At 45.0% G+C, this 20,193-nt stretch carries 15 protein-coding genes and 1 tRNA gene; 13 read left to right on the top strand and 3 right to left on the bottom strand.

Annotation, left to right across the window (positions count from 1 at the left end; all coding sequences use genetic code 11):
- Positions 1 to 28 precede the first annotated feature (28 nt).
- From AB4585_RS20655 to AB4585_RS20640, 4 genes are all read left to right on the top strand, one after another.
- A complete protein-coding gene (locus AB4585_RS20655; protein WP_372125639.1) occupies positions 29 to 1,027 on the top strand; it encodes a lytic transglycosylase domain-containing protein in 999 nt (332 codons plus the stop codon).
- A 135-nt stretch (positions 1,028 to 1,162) separates the two neighbouring features.
- Positions 1,163 to 2,083 (top strand): LysR substrate-binding domain-containing protein, encoded by a 921-nt coding sequence (locus AB4585_RS20650; RefSeq protein ID WP_017067671.1) that lies wholly within the window; start codon positions 1,163 to 1,165, stop codon positions 2,081 to 2,083.
- A gap of 205 nt (positions 2,084 to 2,288) precedes the next feature.
- The gene (locus AB4585_RS20645) at positions 2,289 to 3,488 is read left to right on the top strand and encodes a NupC/NupG family nucleoside CNT transporter (RefSeq protein ID WP_017070735.1); all 1,200 of its coding nucleotides are present in this window, start codon (positions 2,289 to 2,291) and stop codon (positions 3,486 to 3,488) included.
- 194 nt (positions 3,489 to 3,682) lie between these two features.
- Positions 3,683 to 5,497, top strand: a complete 1,815-nt coding sequence (locus AB4585_RS20640; RefSeq protein ID WP_372110561.1) for a cation:proton antiporter — start codon at positions 3,683 to 3,685, stop codon at positions 5,495 to 5,497.
- Between the two features lie 126 nt (positions 5,498 to 5,623).
- Here the strand turns inward: AB4585_RS20640 and folD are convergent, their stop codons facing one another.
- Complete coding sequence (gene folD / locus AB4585_RS20635; RefSeq protein WP_017062367.1) at positions 5,624 to 6,481, bottom strand: bifunctional methylenetetrahydrofolate dehydrogenase/methenyltetrahydrofolate cyclohydrolase FolD; 858 nt, start codon at positions 6,479 to 6,481, stop codon at positions 5,624 to 5,626.
- Between the two features lie 211 nt (positions 6,482 to 6,692).
- On the opposite strand from folD, the gene AB4585_RS20630 reads away from it, so the two are divergent.
- Positions 6,693 to 6,769 (top strand) — tRNA-Arg (locus tag AB4585_RS20630).
- Positions 6,770 to 7,038: 269 nt separating this feature from the next.
- Positions 7,039 to 8,124: a chorismate synthase gene (gene aroC / locus AB4585_RS20625; RefSeq protein WP_004734182.1), complete on the top strand. Its 1,086-nt coding sequence runs from the start codon at positions 7,039 to 7,041 to the stop codon at positions 8,122 to 8,124.
- Between the two features lie 160 nt (positions 8,125 to 8,284).
- On the opposite strand, the gene AB4585_RS20620 is transcribed toward aroC, so the two are convergent.
- The gene (locus tag AB4585_RS20620) at positions 8,285 to 8,908 is read right to left on the bottom strand and encodes a trimeric intracellular cation channel family protein (RefSeq protein WP_017062358.1); all 624 of its coding nucleotides are present in this window, start codon (positions 8,906 to 8,908) and stop codon (positions 8,285 to 8,287) included.
- A gap of 299 nt (positions 8,909 to 9,207) precedes the next feature.
- On the opposite strand from AB4585_RS20620, the gene AB4585_RS20615 reads away from it, so the two are divergent.
- The 3 genes from AB4585_RS20615 (at position 9,208) to AB4585_RS20605 (ending at position 10,709) form a co-directional block, all read left to right on the top strand.
- Positions 9,208 to 9,738 carry an elongation factor P hydroxylase gene (locus tag AB4585_RS20615; protein WP_017063424.1) on the top strand — a complete coding sequence of 177 codons (531 nt, stop codon included), beginning with the start codon at positions 9,208 to 9,210 and terminating at the stop codon, positions 9,736 to 9,738.
- Positions 9,739 to 9,747: 9 nt separating this feature from the next.
- Positions 9,748 to 10,011 carry a YfcL family protein gene (locus AB4585_RS20610; protein ID WP_017063425.1) on the top strand — a complete coding sequence of 88 codons (264 nt, stop codon included), beginning with the start codon at positions 9,748 to 9,750 and terminating at the stop codon, positions 10,009 to 10,011.
- Positions 10,012 to 10,187: 176 nt separating this feature from the next.
- Positions 10,188 to 10,709 carry an NADPH-dependent FMN reductase gene (locus AB4585_RS20605; protein ID WP_017062355.1) on the top strand — a complete coding sequence of 174 codons (522 nt, stop codon included), beginning with the start codon at positions 10,188 to 10,190 and terminating at the stop codon, positions 10,707 to 10,709.
- A gap of 145 nt (positions 10,710 to 10,854) precedes the next feature.
- Here the strand turns inward: AB4585_RS20605 and mnmC are convergent, their stop codons facing one another.
- Positions 10,855 to 13,005, bottom strand: a complete 2,151-nt coding sequence (gene mnmC / locus AB4585_RS20600; protein WP_372154945.1) for a bifunctional tRNA (5-methylaminomethyl-2-thiouridine)(34)-methyltransferase MnmD/FAD-dependent 5-carboxymethylaminomethyl-2-thiouridine(34) oxidoreductase MnmC — start codon at positions 13,003 to 13,005, stop codon at positions 10,855 to 10,857.
- Positions 13,006 to 13,061: 56 nt separating this feature from the next.
- Between mnmC and fabB the strand changes: the two genes are divergently transcribed.
- The 4 genes from fabB to AB4585_RS20580 form a co-directional block, all read left to right on the top strand.
- The gene (fabB, locus tag AB4585_RS20595; RefSeq protein WP_017062353.1) at positions 13,062 to 14,273 is read left to right on the top strand and encodes a beta-ketoacyl-ACP synthase I; all 1,212 of its coding nucleotides are present in this window, start codon (positions 13,062 to 13,064) and stop codon (positions 14,271 to 14,273) included.
- Between the two features lie 483 nt (positions 14,274 to 14,756).
- On the top strand, positions 14,757 to 15,890 hold the full coding sequence (locus tag AB4585_RS20590; RefSeq protein ID WP_017062351.1) for a 4-phosphoerythronate dehydrogenase: 1,134 nt from the start codon (positions 14,757 to 14,759) through the stop codon (positions 15,888 to 15,890).
- Between the two features lie 12 nt (positions 15,891 to 15,902).
- Positions 15,903 to 16,916 (top strand): aspartate-semialdehyde dehydrogenase, encoded by a 1,014-nt coding sequence (locus tag AB4585_RS20585; RefSeq protein WP_017062350.1) that lies wholly within the window; start codon positions 15,903 to 15,905, stop codon positions 16,914 to 16,916.
- A gap of 207 nt (positions 16,917 to 17,123) precedes the next feature.
- Positions 17,124 to 20,193, top strand: a 3,070-nt coding sequence (locus AB4585_RS20580; RefSeq protein WP_372170768.1) for a FimV/HubP family polar landmark protein, incomplete at its 3' end; no start/stop codon positions are given.

The following is a 20,193-nucleotide window of genomic DNA, read 5'->3' as shown; positions in this document are numbered from 1 at the left end:
GCCACCTCAATTCAAGGAGGAGTGATCGTTGAGTAAATTTTCGAAAACCATATTGGCTGTGTCGGCATTACTATTGGGTAATAGCCTGACCATAAGTTCAGTACAAGCTGAAGAACTGAGCTTCGAGCAATATGTAGAAAAACTAAAACAACAAGGCCGTGAAGAAGGCATCTCTGAAGCGATCATTGATGAAGCCTTTGATGGTGTAACGTTTAAGCCAAGAGCGGTAAAAGCCGACAAAAACCAACCTGAGAAAAAACTGACTCTGGATGAATACATTCCACGAGCGGTTCCAGATTGGAAAGTGAAGCAAGCAAGGTCACTCTACAAGGAGCATTACACCGCGTTAAAGCGTATTGGTGATGAATATGGTGTTCAACCAAGATTCATTGTCGCGCTATGGGGCGTTGAGAGTAATTTTGGTAAGTTCACGGGCAATTACAGCGTTATCGACGCCCTAACTACCATGGCTTATGAAGGACGCCGAGAAGCTTTCTTCCGTAGCGAAGCGATGGCGGCATTGAAGATTCTTGATCAAGGCCATATTGCACCAAAAGAGATGAAAGGCTCTTGGGCTGGTGCGATGGGTCAACCTCAGTTTATGCCAAGCTCATTCTTAGCTTACGCCGCTGATGGCAGTGGTGATGGCAAGAAAGACATTTGGGGCACTGAAGAAGACGTATTTGCTTCGGCGGCCAATTATCTCAGCCAATCAGGGTGGGATGACAAATATACTTGGGGTCGTCAGGTTCATGTTCCGTCAAATGTGTCGATCGATTTACAAGGTCGAGACGAAGACAAAGCGAAATACTTAAAAGAGTGGTCTGAACTCGGTATTAAACGCTATGACGATCGCCCACTGCCAACGCTTGATGAAGACATTAAAGCTTGGTTGATAATGCCGGATGATGAAACCGGACGTTCGTACCTCATTTACAACAACTACAATGTGTTAATGAAGTGGAATCGTTCTTACTACTTTGCTTTGGCAGTAAGCCATCTAGCCGACAGAATTAAGTTTGATTAACAGACCTAAGTCGCTTTGAATAGCATTTGGCCTACCATAGGCAGAACGAACTAAAGGACTCTTCGGAGTCCTTTTTGATTTTATATTTCAGAGATTTAATAAGGTGATCTTGTGCTAACAGATAGAGCTGCACAGATGGTGATATTCCATGCGCTGATCAAGCACGAAGGCTTTACCAGTGCTGCAAAAAGCTTGAACGTTTCGGTGTCTCACATTAGTAAGCAAGTTGCTTTGCTTGAAGACTCTATTGGTATCAAGTTGGTACAACGCACCACACGTAGCTTAACGCTGACCGAAGCAGGGGAAGTGTTCTATCAGCACTGTGAGCAACTGTTTAACACGGTAAAAGCCGCTCAAATGGATATGGACAGCCAGCGTGATGACATCTCTGGAATATTGCGTGTTGGGTTGTCACAGTCATTTGGCACTTTACATATCATTCCTGCGATTGATCAGCTCAGACAACTTTATCCTCAGCTGAGAATCGAGGTTCACTTGTTTGACTACAAGGTGGATATGATTGAAGAGCGACTGGACCTATGGATCACCAACAACGAAGATCTGCCAGAAGGTTATATTGCTCAGCGATTGGCTGACAGCCAGTTTGTGGTGGCTGCATCACCGGACTATTTGATTAAGGCCGGGACGCCACATGTGCCTTCTGATCTGATTGACCATAACTGTCTTATCTATCGCAGCCGTGAACGAGATTACACCTCGTGGGCATTTGATAATGGCCAAGAGAACCTTAGCGTTAAAGTAGCGGGTGATTACTCGGTGGATCTAGCTGAGGCCGTGCGAGACGCAGCCGTATCAGGGTGGGGTGTGGCTTACTTAGCAACTTACTTAGTAAAAGAAGAGTTTAGAACGGGCAAATTAATCCAAGTTTTGCCGGAATGGAGAGCGAGTCAATTAATGCCATTCTATGCCGTTTACCCGAGCCGAAAGAATATGCCGAAGAAGCTTTCGGCAGTGATTGAGTTCATTAAAGATCATATCGGGTCGCCGACGTATTGGGACAAAAACCTCAAAACTTGCGTTGAACTGCATCGCTAACTGTTTCCTAATCTATAAATATAATTTCCATATGGAAAAAGTACGCTTTTTAATCAAAGTTAATTATTAAAATTCAATAACTTAATTATACTCATAGTTAAATCGTGATTACCCCAACATCACATTAACAACCTCAGCTTGCCGCAAACGATTTCCTCTATAGAATGCGTCGCCTTTCCTACCTACAACTTTTAGGTTGACGCACATGGCTTCGCTACTTGGAATTATCACTATTTTAGTTGCCGCTTGGTTACTATCTACGGACAGAAAAAATATTCCACTAAGAACAGTCTCTTTGGCTTTCTTATTACAAATCTCATTCGCGCTGTTGGTTCTGTATGTACCAATGGGTAAAGAAGCGTTGAATGCAGCCACAGGTGCGGTATCTAGCTTGATCAACTACGGTCAAGAGGGGATTAACTTCCTATTTGGTGGCCTAACGAATAACGGATTTGTTTTCGCGATTAACGTTCTAGGCATCATTATCTTTTTCTCTGCACTGATCTCTGGTTTGTACCACATCGGCTTTATGCCAAAGGTGATCAACCTTATCGGTGGCGCACTACAAAAGTTTTTGGGCACAGGTCGTGCGGAGTCACTGTCTGCGACTGCAAACATTTTCGTTGGCATGATTGAAGCTCCATTGGTGGTTAAGCCTTACTTGAAGCACATGACGGATTCACAACTGTTTGCTGTGATGGTGTGTGGTTTGGCTTCTGTCGCTGGTGGTACGCTAGTGGGTTACGCATCGCTTGGCGTTGATCTAAATTACCTGATCGCAGCTGCATTTATGTCTGCACCTGCTGGCCTATTGATGGCTAAGATCTTAGTACCAGGTAGCGCAGATGACGCTCAAGAAAATATTGAGTCTGACGTTGAAATTCCACGAGCAACAAACGTAGTTGAGGCAATGGCAGATGGGGCTATGTCTGGACTTCGTATTGCCGTTGCGGTGGGGGCGACACTACTTGCCTTTATCAGTGTGATTGCAATGCTGAATGGCTTGCTAGGTATTGTTGGTGGTTGGTTTGGCGTAAACCTAAGCTTCGAACTTCTACTAGGTTATGTGTTCGCACCCGTTGCATGGCTGATCGGTGTGCCGTGGTCTGAGGCTGTGGTTGCGGGCTCATTGATCGGTAACAAGATTGTCGTGAACGAGTTCGTGGCTTTCATCCAACTAATGGATGCTAAAGAGGCGCTAAGTGAGCACTCGCAAGCGATCGTAACTTTCGCTCTATGTGGCTTTGCTAACATCTCTACCATGGCGATTCTTATCGGTGGCTTAGGTAGCTTGGTACCAGAGCGTCGCTCTTTCATCTCACAATACGGCTTTAAAGCGATTTGTGCAGGTGTGTTTGCTAACCTAATGAGTGCCGCGATTGCTGGCGTGGTACTTTCACTGTAAGTACCTAGTTTAATCATTAAGCACCGAGTGGATGAGTCAGTCACTTTATTTCCCCTATAGTAAAGTGACTGATTAATCACAATAATATTCGGTCAGCACGAAAAAGAGAGCCTATAGTTTAATGACGTAGGCTTTCTTGTTTTAGCAAATAGGTTTGTATCACAGGGTGTGGCACAAATTATTTAGGGGCATAAATGGATTTGTCGATTACTTCTTCTTTGGCGCTAATTGGACTCTTGTCTTTAGCCTGTCAGCTTCTGGGCTGGCGTTTGCGTCTTCCCGCTATTCTCCCTCTTCTCATTGTCGGCCTGCTATTGGGCCCCGGTTTAAATGTCCTTAACCCAGATGCCATTTTTGGCGAAGTGCTATTTCCGCTGATTTCATTAGGTGTTGCCATCATTCTGTTTGAAGGCGCATTGACGCTTAATTTCAAGGAGATCAGAGGCCATGGTCGCATGGTGACTCATCTAGTGAGTGTCGGCATGCTGATTACATGGGCGTGTATCGTGGTCGGTGCTTATTACTTTGTTAACTTTAATTGGCCATTAGCGGCGCTATTCGGAGCCTTGGTAGTGGTGACGGGCCCGACAGTGATTGTGCCTATGCTGCGTAGTATTCAGCCCAAAGCTTCTCTTGGCAGCATTTTGCGATGGGAAGGGATAGTAATTGATCCGATTGGCGCTCTGTTTGCGGTTCTCGTCTACGAGTACATTGTTTCTTCTGCCGACCCTACCGGACACGTTCTGTCAGCTCTGGGCCTGACGTTAGTCATAGGTTTAGGCTTAGGGATCATCGGTGGCCATTTGATTGCCAAGATGCTGCAAGGGCATTGGGTACCGCACTATTTACGTAATGTGGCTGTGCTGACGCTAATGTTGGCGGCGTTCTCGTTTTCTAATGATCTGAGTGAAGAATCGGGTTTATTAACCGTGACCATCATGGGGATCTGGCTTGCCAACGTGAAGGGCTTGGATATCGAAGACATCATCGAATTCAAAGAAACCCTGACCGTGTTACTTATTTCTGCGTTGTTTATTCTGTTAGCGAGCAGGCTCGACTCCGGAACCTTCCTCTCGATAGGTTGGGGTGGGGTTGGCTTGTTAGCGGTAGTGATGCTGGTGGCGCGTCCTTTGAGTGTGTGGATCAGCGGGATCGGCACGGATCTTACCTCTGCGGATAAATGGTTTTTGAGCTGGATGGCACCGCGCGGGATCGTTGCAGCCGCGGTTTCTTCTCTGTTTGCAATCAAACTTCAAGAGAAGCAATTAATTGAAGGCGCAGATTTACTGGTGCCAATGGTGTTCTTGGTCATCATCGGTACGGTTGTGATTCAGAGCCTTACCGCGAGTTGGTGGGCGAGAAGGCTAGGGGTCACTCAAGAGAAAGCGCAAGGCGTTATCTTCTTTGGTGCGACTCAGTTTTCACGCCAGTTTGCCAAAGTGTTGGCGACACACAACATCAACAGTGTGCTTGCCGATACCAACTGGGAAAGCATTCGCTTAGCGCGCATGGAAAACTTGAATGTTTATTTTGGTAACCCAGCTTCGAGCCACGCTGAAAATAATCTGGAATTGGATGGAATAGGGCGTGCGATGATCGTGTCGCCTTATCGTCAAACCAACCCGTTAGTTAGCATGCACTATCAAGACGAGTTTGGTGAGAATAAGGTGTTTGAGCTTGAATCCTCAGAGAATAAACATGAAAGGCACCAAGTGAGCCGCGATGGCAATAGAAGTCTGTTTTCGGAAGGGATCACCTATTCTAAGCTTAACTCGTTGATGGCTCAGGGTAGCCAAATTAAAAGTACAGGTTTGACCGAGGCATTTGATTTAAAAGAGTTTAACGCTTTGTATCCTAAAGCCATTCCTCTTGGGGTGATTAATGGCGGTGATTTCCGTTTAATTACACAAGGATCTGAGTTGGAAAAACTCATATCAACGGAGTGTGAGCTTATTAGTTTATTACCGCCTTCTGAACAGACGGAAAAAGTCGAGACTCCAGATAAGTAGCAACGAGCACTTCATCAAAAGCGAGTCACCCCGTTGTAAAAACGAATAGCTAAGTACCAAAGCATCAAAAAAGCCGCAACGTTCATCACGTTGCGGCTTTCTAATTTTATTTATATGCGCTGCGGACTACTTCGAGTGAAATTGCTCGCAAGCGATCATGGTGTTCTCGATTAGGCTCGCAACCGTCATTGGGCCAACACCACCCGGCACAGGTGTGATGAAGCTTGCGCTTTCTTTCGCTACGTCGTATTCAACGTCGCCCACTAGTTTGCCAGATTCTAAACGGTTGATACCAACATCGACCACAACAGCGCCTTTCTTAATCCAAGCGCCAGGAATGAAGTTAGGTTTACCAACGGCAACTACAACCACGTCTGCTTGACGCACGTGACCTTCAAGGTCTTTGGTGAAGCGGTGACATGTTGTCGTCGTACAACCTGCTAGAAGAAGTTCTAGCGTCATTGGGCGACCTACAATGTTTGATGCGCCAACCACAACCGCGTGTTTACCACGTAAGTCGATGTTGTAACGGTCAAGCAGCGTGATGATGCCTTTTGGCGTACAAGAGCGAAGCTTAGGCATGCGCTGAGCCAAACGGCCGACATTGTAAGGGTGGAAGCCATCAACGTCTTTTTCTGGCGTGATACGCTCAAGGACGTGAGTGCTATCAATGCCTGCTGGTAGAGGCAGTTGAACAAGAATACCGTCGATCTCTGGATCGTCGTTCAGTTGGTCTACCAGTGTTAACAATTCGTCTTCTGTCGCAGTGGCTGGCAAGTCGTAAGATTTAGATACAAAGCCAACTTCTTCACACGCTTTACGCTTACTTCCAACGTAAACCTGAGAAGCAGGGTCTTCACCCACTAAAACAACCGCTAGGCCCGGAGCGCGTAATCCAGCTTCAGTACGAGCTTTTACACGTGCAGCAACTTCGGAGCGAACCGTTTGAGAAATTAGCTTTCCATCAATATTTTGAGCAGTCATGAATTTCCTTAGTATTGATATTCAAGTTAGTGGCTGATGTTTTTGGCGCATTATTCCAGAAAATCTTTTTGATTACCATCAAGCAAACGTTTGCTTTGGTCTATTTTCCAACACTTATATGTTTGTTGGCCTTTTTTTACCCACTTAGATCAGAATGTTACATAAAGCCGTTGCTTTACTGATTCGAATTCGTATAATTCGTTCCTGTAGCGCGCCCTTAGCTCAGCTGGATAGAGCACCTCCCTTCTAAGGAGGTGGTCGAAGGTTCGAATCCTTCAGGGCGTGCCATTATTTAAAGAAACCCGATAACTCTCCGAGTTGTCGGGTTTTTTGCATTTTACACATCATAAAACACTTCTTTTCAAGCGCGACTCATTTTCTTCTGTTATTCGTTTCATTCGGCTTATGTAATAGAAAGTTAAAATTGTTCGTTTTTTGGGGTTTACATCATTTGGTAATAAAGCCACTATGAATTCACGAAGAATAGACAAGTAAAGCTATTAGCCAGTCGGTTTAGGAATCAAACCTTCTGCTCAATAGCTGATTTAGAGGAAGTAATGGCAGGAAACAGTATCGGACAACATTTCCGCGTGACCACGTTCGGAGAAAGTCACGGTATCGCACTAGGATGTATCGTAGATGGGTGCCCACCAGGATTAGAAATTACCGAAGCAGACCTTCAAAGAGATTTGGATCGTCGTCGCCCTGGTACTTCTCGCTATACAACGGCTCGTCGTGAAGCGGATGAAGTGAAAATCTTATCAGGTGTATTTGAAGGCCAAACTACGGGTACTTCTATTGGTCTATTGATTGAAAATACAGACCAACGCTCTAAAGACTATTCCGAAATTAAAGACAAGTTCCGCCCTGGCCACGCTGACTATACGTACCATCAAAAGTACGGTGTGCGTGATTACCGAGGTGGTGGTCGTTCTTCAGCTCGTGAAACTGCAATGCGTGTTGCTGCAGGTGCAATTGCGAAGAAATACCTAAAACAAGAATTTGGTGTTGAAATCCAAGCTTACCTTTCTCAAATGGGTGATATCTCAATTGATAAAGTGGATTGGAACGAGATTGAAAACAACGCTTTCTTCTGTCCAGATGCCGACAAAGTACCAGAATTTGATCAACTGATTCGTGACTTGCTAAAAGAAGGCAACTCGATCGGTGCGAAGATTCAAGTGGTTGCGACTAAAGTGCCAGTAGGCCTTGGTGAGCCAATCTTTGATCGTCTAGATGCTGACATCGCGCACGCTCTAATGAGCATTAACGCTGTGAAAGGTGTTGAGATTGGTGATGGCTTCGATGTTGTTAATCAACGCGGTAGTGAACACCGTGACCCATTAACTCCAGAAGGTTTCAGCAGCAATCATGCTGGCGGTATCTTAGGTGGTATCTCTACTGGTCAAGATATTGTGGCAAGCATTGCGCTTAAACCAACATCAAGCATCACTGTACCTGGTGACACAATCACGAAAGATGGTGAAGCAACGCAGCTAATCACTAAAGGTCGTCACGATCCATGTGTGGGTATCCGTGCGGTACCTATTGCTGAAGCGATGCTGGCTATCGTGTTGCTTGATCACTTGCTACGTCACCGTGGTCAAAACTTTGGTGTGACAACTGAAACGCCAAAAATCTAGTTCTGCTTCGTTTTATTCAGAACAGATTTGAAACTGATTTGATAGAAACAAAAAGGGTTGCTTCGTAATGAAGTAACCCTTTTTCACATTAGCAGGATTATTCGTCCGGTTAGCGACTATCGTCATTAAAGACAGCTAGCAGCTTAAGGCTCTTAATCCATTAATGCACTGAACTTTCAGGATCAAGCTGGAACGAAGGCAAACTCCATTTGAATCTTACAGCCGCCATGCGCAGCAAGTAACCAACTACAAGCGTCACAATTGTCGCCGTGACGTCGTTGATGCCAAGCTCAAGCAAACCTAGGTACAAACCTGAAGCGACAAGTGCGACAGACGCGTATAGCTCTTCATGCAACACTAACGGTGTTTGACGACAGATAAGATCGCGCAGCAAACCACCAAACACGCCAGTTACCAAGGCAGACACCATGCAGATCATTGGGTGAAGACCCATAGTCATCGCTACCTTAGTGCCAATGATACTGAACACGATAAGCCCTAGAGCATCTAAACGAATGAACAAGCCCTTTAGCTTGATTACCCATTTAGCCAGTCCTGTTGTGATAACACCGGCGATACAGGTGATCGCTAGATACTGCGGGTTTTCAACCCAACCTAAAGGGTAATGACCAAGTAAGATATCGCGTACTGTACCGCCGCCAATTGCCGTTGCACTCGCAACCAACATTACACCAAACCAATCCATTTTTTGTTTGCCAGCACTGAGAGCGCCGGTCATGGCTTCTGCCGTGATGCCAATGATATACAAAACACTTAGTAGCATTGCTGTAGCTCTATAATATAGGTCTATAAATTGGAGTCTTATAGGCCATAGGGATATAAAAATGAAGCGCGAGTGTAGTAGTAAAAATGCTGATTGACGAATGAATATTTGTACCGTGAATGGCCTTTTCAGATTAGCTAAACTAATCATTTACCTCAAAGTAGTGTAATCTGGGAATGGCAATCGATTGTCACTGCAAAGTATAATGGCGAACCCGATGTCATTACGCTTGATAGGGCTTTACCGAGCGCTTAAAAAAAAGCAAAATGCCCCAGTTATTTTTACTTAAATTTGATTTTATGACACACCAATACTCAGACATTATCGATATCTTCAATCAGACCTTTTTTGAAAGCTTTAATACCAAACTAGAGCTAGGGGCTGATGAGCCGATCTATTTGCCTGCTGATGATACTATCCCACACCATCGAATCGTGTTCGCACGTGGCTTTTACGCCTCTGCACTCCATGAGATCGCACACTGGTGCGTTGCTGGGCCTGAGCGTCGTTTACTGGAAGATTTTGGCTATTGGTATGAACCTGACGGTCGAACGGAATCGGTTCAAGCTGAGTTTGAAAAAGTAGAAATTCGCCCACAAGCGTATGAATGGATCATTGCGATGAGCGCAGGCTTTCCTTTTAATGTCAGCTGTGACAATCTACACGGCGATTTTGAGCCAGATCGTTTGGCCTTTATGAATAAAGTACATAGCGAAGTTATGGGTATCTTTGAAGTAGGCTTTCCGCCTCGCGTGAAAATGCTCTCTGAAGCATTACGCAGCTTCTACGATGTAGAACCTTTATGTGCTAGCCAATTTATTGTGAAATAAGAGAATATTATGATTATCGAATTTGAAGAAAAACTACTTGAAGTAATTGATGCTCGCATTGAAAACGCATCAGACGATGAACTGTTTGCTGGTGGTTACTTACGTGGTCATATTTCTCTTTCAGTGGCTTCATGTGAAGAAGAAGGCATTGAAGATGTGGCTGAAGTAAAAGCTCGTATTGAACAGAGCCTAGACGACGCTCGCTCTGAACTAACACCAGCAGACCGCACTATCGTTAATGACCTTTGGGTTGAGCTACAAAACCAAGCTTAATCTCGATGTATTAATACTATCCGCTCAGTCCCTTCCTTTCCCATTTTGCTGAGCGAACTGGTTTATTTGAGACTCGTTCGAAATTTTTGAATGAGTCCGTTCATTTCTTGTGATGGTTACATTTTCTTACTACGTTATTCTAATCCCACTTAACGGAATTACAGAAAGGTCACATCATGAAAGTTATCGCATTTGGCGCAAGCACAAGTTCTACCTCAATCAACAAAACACTAGCAACTTACGCAGCAAACTTGATTGAAGGTGCTGAAGTTAAAGTCCTAGACATCAACGATTACAATGTTCCTATGTTCAGTGAAGACACTGAAAAAGAGATTGGCCAAGCGGAAGGCGCTCAAGCATTCTTGCGCGACCTAGCTGAAGCTGATGCGTTTGTTATCTCGTTCGCAGAACACAATGGTCACTACCCAGCTGCGTATAAAAACCTATTTGATTGGGCGACACGCATTGAGCGTTCAGTATTTGGCGAGAAGCCGGCGGTTTACCTAGCGACTTCACCAGGCCCTGGCGGCGCACAAACGGTACTTGGCGCAGCGACAGGTTCTGCACCTTACTTCGGTGGAAACGTGCAAGCGTCAGTTTCAGTACCAAGCTTCTACGATAACTTTGATTTTGAATCTGGTTCTATCAGCAACGAAGAGATCGTTCTACAGATTAAAGACGCGGTTGCTAAGCTGTAAATACAGCTTCGTTTAGAACATCAGTTTAGAGCAACACGAATAACAAAAAGCCCGAGCGACACAATGAACTCGGGCTTTTTAGCTTTTAACTTATTAGTTTCAGATATTCAGAAATTTCAGATGTTCAAAATAGCTGAACTAGAAACTACGGCTTTGATTTAGAATGCTTGTCAGCAACCCATCCAGCCGTTAATGCCTTACCTTTACGCAGTCTGCGTACCCACATTCGACTTGGGTGAATCGCTTCAAGCACATCAACAGGCAAGGGCAGCGGATCGCCACAGATCTGTGATGCTAATACTTCAGCCAATAATGGTGCAGAGCTCAAACCACGTGAACCCAGTCCGATAAAGCAATAAAGGTTAGGGAAGCTTGTTACCGTTTCTACATCCTCAACCGAGTCACGCTGCGGGTTGAAGTTGTGGAGATCTTGGTACTGCTCCTTAATGGCTTCAAAGTCACCAACGTTTCCGACAAACGGAAGGTGGTCACGGCTTACGCTTCGGATACCTTGGCGCGCTAAGTTGTCACTGGTATCGACATCTTTTGTCCATGCTTGGTCTGGTAGTGACCCATGTAGGCGCTCGCCATTGTGCTGCTGAACCTCAATATCAAATTCTTGGTCGATATTGGTTTTGTCGTAGTTCGCACCAATACAGTGATGACCATTGTTGGGGTTCTGTGGCGTCAAATAGCCATCAAAGCACAACACGGTTTTTAGCTGGCTGAGATTTTCCGTGGTCGGAATATGGCTCACTTGGCCTTTAACCGGAGTCAGTGGTACTGGCTGAGTTTGTTCAAACTGAGTGAACTTGTGTCCGTTTGCGACAACTACTTGGTCGTGCTTAGTTTGAATCTCACCTTGAGGTGCCTCAATCGTCAGTAACCATTGTTTTTCAGCTTCGAGCCACTCAAGTTGCGTTACTTGATGTTGATAGTGTGCGCTCACTTGGTTGCTCTCTTCTAGCTTGCCAATCAAGCCTTGAGTCAGTTGAAGAGGGCTTAACCAACCACCCAGCGGAAAGTAAACACTCTCTTTATCGACGGGTAAGCCAATCTTTTCGTTGGCTTGCTCTGGCGATAAACGCTGAATCAGGTCGGTGTGGAAGTTGCCTTCCAACATGCGGTTGAGCTTTTTAGTGGAGCCTTGATCCCACATCAAGATGTTCACGCCACACCAGCTGTGATCAAATTGAATAGACTGAGCCGCTTGATTAATAAATTGACGAGCAAACAGTAATCCCGGGCCAAACACGCGAGACACGTTCGAAGTCGCTTCGCTTAATAGCGGGTAAATCGCACCTTGGTTGTTACCTGAGGCATTGCCCGCAGCTTGTGGATGTTCACAATAAAGGGTGATGTTTTTACGACGACGGCTTAGCGTTTTGGCTAATGCAGCACTGGCGACACCACCACCAATGATCGCAATGTCTTGGGATTCAGTGTGTTGAGCGAGGCCATACCAAGGTTTGATGTTGGTGTGAGCGTGCTTTTCGCCAAGTCGGCCGGCGATCATTTCTCGCTTAGTACCAAAGCCTTTGACCTTTTTCATTTCAAAGCCAGCTTCAATTAAGCCACGGCGAACAAAGCCAGCAGCGGTGAAGGTGGCGCAGCTACAATCTTGCTTAGCGAGCTTAGCCATGCCGTTGAATAGGTTTTGATTCCACATCTCTGGGTTCTTGCTCGGAGCAAAACCGTCTAAGAACCAAGCATCAACCAAACCTTCACGCGGGGTTGGTACGTTGGGCATGCAATCTTTAATATCGCCAAACCACAAATCAAGCGTGATTGCACCGTCGCCCAGCACAATGCGGTGACATTCAGGTAGAGCAATAGGGTAGTGTTCTTGGAGTTGCGTCGCATACTCGGCTAATTCTGGCCACGATTGGTGTGCTTTGATGAGATCCTCTTTATTTAAAGGATATTTTTCAAAACTGATGAAATGTAACTCTTTGGTCATCGCTTGTGGGTTATCTTTAAGAAAAGCATCGAACCATTGCCAAACTGCAAGAAAGTTCAAACCTGTGCCAAAGCCGGTTTCAGCAATCACAAAGCGGCGTTGTTCATGTTCAAGCCAACGCTCTGGAAGGTGGTTTTGCTTTAAAAAGACGTAGCGAGTTTCTTCTAAACCGTTAACATTGGAGAAGTAAACGTCGTCAAATTGGTCTGAAACTGGCGTGCCAGACTCATTCCATTCCAGTTCTGCATTAGTAATTGAAGTCATAAAATCTATCATTTTGTGATTTGAAGCGATATGTTGGTAGGGATTGTACGAATTTCTAGGAAAGCTGACCACTTTTGTTAGGCTTCTTAGTTATCATCTAGCTGAATTTAGAATTATAGGAATGTCACATGAAACGAGTCGTAATCACCGGTATGGGTATTGTTTCAAGTATCGGTAACAACGTCGAAGAAGTTTTAGCATCACTGAAAGAGGGTAAATCTGGTATTACCGCTTCAGAGCAGTTCAAGGAAAATGGCTTGCGCTCTCAAGTATGGGGTAACCTAAAAATGAACCCTGCTGACCATATCGATCGCAAAAAAATGCGCTTTATGGGTGATGCAGCGGCATTCGCTTATCTTTCAATGGAGCAAGCAATTGCTGATTCTGGCTTAACTGAAGATCAAGTATCTAATGACCGCACGGGTATCGTTGCGGGTTCAGGTGGTGCTTCATCTCTAAACCAAGTAAACGCGGTAGACATCATCCGTGAGAAAGGCGTGAAGCGCGTTGGTCCATACATGGTTCCACGTACAATGGCTTCTACGGTTTCTGCTTGTCTAGCAACTCCTTTCAAAATCCGTGGTGTGAACTACTCTATGAGCTCTGCATGTGCGACATCTGCACACTGTATTGGTCACGCAATGGAGCTTATCCAACTTGGTAAGCAAGACGTTGTATTCGCTGGTGGCGGTGAAGAACTGGATTGGTCTCTGACTATGATGTTCGACGCAATGGGCGCACTTTCTACTAAGTACAACGACACGCCAGAGCTGGCTTCTCGTACCTACGATGCAGACCGTGATGGTTTCGTTATCTCTGGTGGCGGCGGCATGTTAGTTATCGAAGAGCTTGAGCACGCTGTTGCTCGTGGCGCAAAAATCTACGGTGAAATCGTAGGCTACGGCGCAACTTCAGATGGCTACGACATGGTTGCTCCTTCTGGTGAAGGTGCGGTTCGTTGTATGAAGATGGCGATGCAAAACGTTGATGGCGTTGATTACGTGAACACTCACGGTACTTCAACCCCAGTTGGCGACGTTAAAGAGCTAGGCGCTATCCAAGAAGTATTTGGTGGCAACAGCCCAGCAATTTCTGCAACTAAAGCGATGACAGGTCACGCTCTAGGTGCTGCTGGCGTACACGAAGCTATTTACTCAACGCTAATGCTAGATAACGGCTTTATCGCTCCAAGCATTAACGTTTCGAACCTAGACGAAGCTGCTGCTGGCCTAGACATCGTAACTGAAGCTCGTGATCAAGAGCTAACTACAGTTATGTCTAACAGTTTTGGTTTCGGCGGTACGAACGCAACGCTAGTAATCAAAAAGTACCAAGCTTAACTTAAGCTTGAGTTACAGAGACAAGGTTAATCGTTAAAGGGTTGCGCTAGTGCCGATTCAACACGCACAGGTCACCCAGTAATAATGACCATCAGAACAAAGTTTTTAGACGCAGGTTGGTAAACGTGTTTTTTGAACATAGTTTTTAAATCTGGGTTTAGAGATTGAAAGGTTTCCAGAGCTTGACCAGTACTGACTTTGGTTAGTACTGGTTGAACAGACGCAAGACTCTGTCTCCTGGAGAGCGAGATAGGATCCTTTTGTTCTGGATGTTTGCCCGATTGTTTATTCAATCGGGCATTTTTCGTTTTAGCCGTTTGAGATTTGGGTATGGAATCTTATGCCTGTTGTTTGTGCAGACTCAGTGATTCAGCCCTTTATTTATAATGTATTCCAATTGCTACTCGACACCGTGTGTGGAATTTTGCACAATCATTTCAATTCACATTTAGGTCGATAGACCCCAACAAAAGTACTCGCCAAATGAAAATCTTAATCGACGAAAATATGCCTTACGCTGAAGCGCTTTTTAGCCAGCTAGGGGAAGTGACAATGAAGTCTGGTCGCACACTTACTGCTGACGACCTAGTTGACGTAGACGCATTGATGATTCGCTCTGTTACCAAGGTAAACGAGTCATTGATCAGCAAAGCCAATAAGCTGAAGTTTGTCGGTACTGCGACGGCTGGTATGGACCATGTTGACCAAGAATTGATGAAAGAGCGTGGCATTTTCTTTACTGCGGCGCCTGGCTGTAACAAGGTGGGTGTTGCTGAGTACGCATTCAGTGCGATGATGGTGCTTGCGCAACAGCAAGGCTTCTCTGTTTTTGATAAAACGGTTGGTATTATCGGCTGTGGTCAGGTAGGTAGCTACTTAGCGAAGTGCCTTGAAGGTATTGGTATCAAAGTTCTGCTGAACGACCCTCTAAAACAGCAAGAGGGTGATACTCGCGAATTTACTGAGTTAGAGACTTTGCTTGAACAATCAGACGTTATTACATTACACACGCCAATCACTAAGACGGGTGAGTATCCAACGCATCACTTGATCAGTGAGCAAGTGCTGAACAACTTACGTGCTGATCAAATCCTGATTAATGCAGCTCGCGGTCCTGTGGTTGATAACCAAGCGCTAAAAGCTCGCCTGCAAAAAGCCGATGGTTTCACTGCAGTGCTTGATGTGTTTGAGTTTGAACCTGAAGTCGACTTTGAGCTTCTTCCGTTACTCGCTTTTGCAACGCCTCACGTAGCGGGCTACGGTTTAGAAGGTAAAGCGCGTGGTACCACGATGATCTTCAACAGTTATTGTGAATTTTTAGGTACTGAACAGCGTGCGTATGCAAGCGACTTATTGCCGACAGCGCCTGTACCTCAAATGAAATTAGATAGAGCTTGGGATGAAGCAACACTGCACAATTTGACTCAGTTGATCTATGATGTGCGCAAAGACGACGCCTTATTCCGTCGCAATATCGTTACGCCGGGTTCTTTTGACAAGATGCGTAAAGAATATTGGGACCGCAGAGAGTACAGTGCAGTCGAGTTAACGGGCGACGAATCTTGTAATTTAACGCCGTTATCTAAACTCGGTTTTATGGTAAAGCCAACTTTATAAAAGAGAGAAACAATGAGCCAAGAATTTAATATTGCTATTTTAGGTGCGACTGGTGCGGTTGGTGAAACCATTCTTGAAGTACTTAAAGAGCGTAAATTCCCTGTCGGTGAAATGCACTTACTAGCAAGTGAACGTAGTGAAGGCAAAACTTCCCGTTTTAACGGCAAAACAATACAAGTACAAAACGTAGAAGACTTCGATTGGTCTCAAGTACATATTGCGTTTTTCTCTGCAGGTAGCGAGCTTTCAGAGCGTTGGGCTCCAATTGCGGCTGATGAAGGTGTGGTTGTCATCGATAACACATCACGCTTCCGTTACGAATACGATGTTCCTCTGGTTGTGCCTGAAGTGAACCCTGAAGCGATTGCTGAGTTCCGTAACCGTAACATCATCGCGAACCCTAACTGCTCGACTATCCAAATGGTAGTAGCGCTAAAACCAATTCACGATGAAGTGGGCCTTGAGCGTATTAACGTTTCAACTTACCAATCTGTGTCTGGTGCAGGTAAGCCAGGTATCGATGAGCTAGCGGGTCAAACGGCTAAGCTTCTTAACGGTATGCCAGCTGAAAACTCAGCGTTCTCACAACAAATCGCTTTCAACTGTATTCCTCAAATCGATGAATTTACAGAGAACGGCTACACGCGTGAAGAGATGAAGATGGTTTGGGAAACTCAAAAAATCTTTGCTGACTCTTCAATCACAGTGAACCCGACTTGTGTCCGCGTACCAGTATTTTACGGTCACGCAGAATCTCTACACATTGAAACTCGCGCACCAATCGGTGCAGAGCAAGTGGTTCAGCTTCTAGAGAACACAGAAGGTGTTGAAGTATTCCAAGCGCTAGACTTCCCAACTCAAGTTCGTGATGCAGGTGGTAAAGACCACGTAATGGTTGGTCGTATTCGTAACGACATCAGCCATCACAGTGGCGTAAACATGTGGGTTGTCGCTGATAACGTTCGTAAAGGCGCAGCAACAAACGCAGTTCAAATCGCTGAAGTTCTGATTCGCGATTACTTCTAAGCTTTATTGCTTTGATAAAAAAGCCTCACTCTTTAGTGGGGCTTTTTTAATCGATTAAAAATATTGTTAGTCAAATTGTGTGAAATTGCTGCGAATATTGTTGCTGCAACACATTTTTTGTTTTCATCTCTATAGTTTTACGTCATTTATCCGATATATTTAATAGATCATCACTTTTCCGAATTTAAGCACCTAGCTGAGCCTTTTATGTTTCAAATTTTCAAGCCGTGGTTAATGCCTTTTGCCTTTATCATTGCGACTCAGATTTCCGTTGTTCGTGCAGATTCCATTCGAGTTGTAGGGCCTAATGGCCAGATACAATCAGCGCCTACGTTTTCAGAACCACTTCAAAGAGCGCAATCAAATAGCGCTGAGCCTTCACGTTTCTATGGTCCAACTCGCGGCTCAGAAACATTGTGGTCTATTGCCTCAAAGTTACGCCCTGATAACTCCGTTTCAGTCCAACAAACTCTGTTGGCTATTTATCGCTTAAACCCACAAGCGTTTGAAAACCAGAATATCCATAGCCTGCTGCCTGCGAGCAATCTACGCGTGCCTTCTTTAGAGCAAGCACGTGCAAGCTCGACGCAGCAAGCTATCAACATCATGAACTCACATCTTGCTAAGCTTGATGCTCCTGCAAGTAAGCCTGTCGCTTCAAAACCCAAAGCGCCGAGTTCTGATGAAAAAAATGTTACTCCTGCTAAGCAAGTAAGCACTACTGAAACTGCTAAAAAGCCATTGTCTCCAACTCAATCATCTCTAGCTCAATCTGCACCAACCCAAGAGATGAACAAGTTAGAGAAGCAGCTAGAGCTTTCAGAAACTGAACTGCTGTCACTTGAAGAGAAAAATCACCAACTTCGTTTGATGTTATCGAATGTTCAATCGGAAGTGGATGAGCTAAAAACAGAGCTCAGTGATGAAGACCGCATTCGTAGCGAAGTGGAAAAGCTGCTTGATGAAGAGCGCAGAAAGAACGCCGAAATTGAAAAGATGGCACCAAGTGTCATGGACGAACTGTTATCGAATGGTTGGTTAGTGGCGGCTCTTGCGATTATTCCAGGTCTGCTCATTGGTTTGATCGTTGTGATGCTGTTAGGCCGTCGTTCTAAAAATGATGAGCAACAGCAGACGACTCAAGAACAACCGCTCCAGCCAGAACCAAGTACCGTTGCACCTATTACATTGGGCGACGAGATGGACGACCTTAACGAGCTGTCTTTAGATGATGACTTGTTTGGTACGGAAGATGACGCCAACAAGCTGTTTGACGATCAAGCGCTAGCCGAAGAGGATGATGTCTTTGCTGGTTTAGATGAATCTGATCTCGATTTCAATCTAGATGGTGAAGACGATGACCCATTTGCTAGCATTGGCGAAAACGGTGATTTAGACACCAACTTCGACGATCTAGATTTAGACAGCAGCAACGGCATTAGTGTTAATGGCGAAGAGAAAGCGCTTGGCCTTGAAGAGATGGAACGTGCGCTAGACAAAACAGCGGAAAGCGCCGTCGATACTGATGATGTCGACTTTGATCTTTCTGATGATAACGCAATGTCTGCTGATGACATTGAAGCTTTACTATCTCAAGAGTCTGAAACTGAAGATCTCGGTTCCAACGAGCTAGACCAATCTTTATTAGATGATCTGTTTGCTCTTGATGACGAAGATGACGACAGCTTCGATATTGATGCTCTGATTTCGGAAGAGCAAAGTGATTCGCCTTCTAGCACTGAAACACCAGCAAGCGATGATTTTGACATCGATGCGCTTATCTCTGAGCAACAAAGTGAGACTAAGCCTGTTGATTTGAGCAATGACGATTTTGATATTGATGCTCTAATCTCTGAACAACAGTCCCCTGAGCCAGCTTCACCGACAGCGAATGATGATATTGATGACATCTTTGCCCAAGTTGCTGCTCAGAACGATCAAGCGAATGACCCTTTCAACCTCGATAGCGACGATGAGATTGCCACTAACCTAAACAGTGGTTTGGCGTCTGATGATGATATCGAAAACATTCTGTCTCAGTTCGATAAGCCCATCGTAAATGAAGAACCTCAAGACAGCGTTGATCTGCTTGATGAGCAACTGGCAGGCGATGACGTAGACCTAAGTAACTCGACAGACCTTCTTGATGAGATGCTAGGGGACGATTCGGATGATGAGTCTGAAAGCGAACCTCTTGGCTTTGATTCTCTGTCTGAGCTTGAAGAGCTTTCTGGTTTATCGACCGATGATGACCTCAACATCGCAGAAGACAGCACGGAAACCTTGGATGAATTAATAGGTGACTCTGACGAGGATGATTTCGAACTCGACGCCGAAAGTACCGACTTATTGGATGATTTCCTTGATAGTGAATTGTCAGATGATGAGCTTTTAGCGGATGCATCAAAATCAGAATCTCTAGACCCATTTGATGACTTACTGACAAGTGGCATTGAAGACGAGCTTGAATCTGAAGATAAGACGTTTGATAAAGAGTTAGACGCAGCCTTTGGTTTGGACAACGCCAATGAGGAGCCTGAAAAGGACTCAGACGTTGAGCTTACTCCGTTAACCTCTGAAGGTGAGCCTGAGCAAGATCTGGACATTAGTGAAACACCACAACCTGAAGTCGTTACTGATGAATCGTTAGATTCTGAAATGACTCAAGAAAGTTCTGACATTAAGCCAGAAAATGATGAAGCCTTTAATCGTGATGGTTTTATCGATGATTTGTTCGGTGTCGCACCGGCAACGGATGCTTTGCTTGATGACTCGCTAGAAACAACAGACGAAGCGTTGATTGATGAGTTAATGACTTCTGATGACAATGATTTGTTGCCAGCAATAGAAGAGCCTGTTGAACCATCAATTGACAATACGGTTGAACCAGAGCAAGCGTCTCTTTTAGACAGCGACGAAGTATCAGCGCAAGAAACCGCATCATCGGTTGAAGATGATGAACTGGATATCGACTCGCTGTTATCTGAGAATTCTGATTTTGACAAACCAGATTTTGAAGAGCGAGTTAAAGAAGAAACCGCACAACAAGAACCAGAGCCGAAAGAAGCCGACGTACAAGAGCAAGCTTCGCCATCGTCTTTGAACGATATCTCTGAAGATGAAGAAGAAACGGTTGAAGACTGGTTAGCTGAAGCCATCGACGATGTAGAGTCGCCAGCGAACATTGACTCTGATTTTGACTTTGAACCGAAAATCCAAGGTAGCGATCAGCTTGAAGATGTCGTTGAATCCTTGCCAGAGCCAGAGCCAGAGCCAG

Origin of the sequence: Vibrio sp. 10N.222.49.C9 (genome assembly GCF_041474985.1) — a bacterium.
Classification (GTDB): Bacteria; Pseudomonadota; Gammaproteobacteria; order Enterobacterales; family Vibrionaceae; genus Vibrio; species Vibrio crassostreae_C.
The sequence above is the reverse complement of the archived record's forward strand: the minus strand, read 5'-3'. Positions and strand labels throughout refer to the sequence as shown.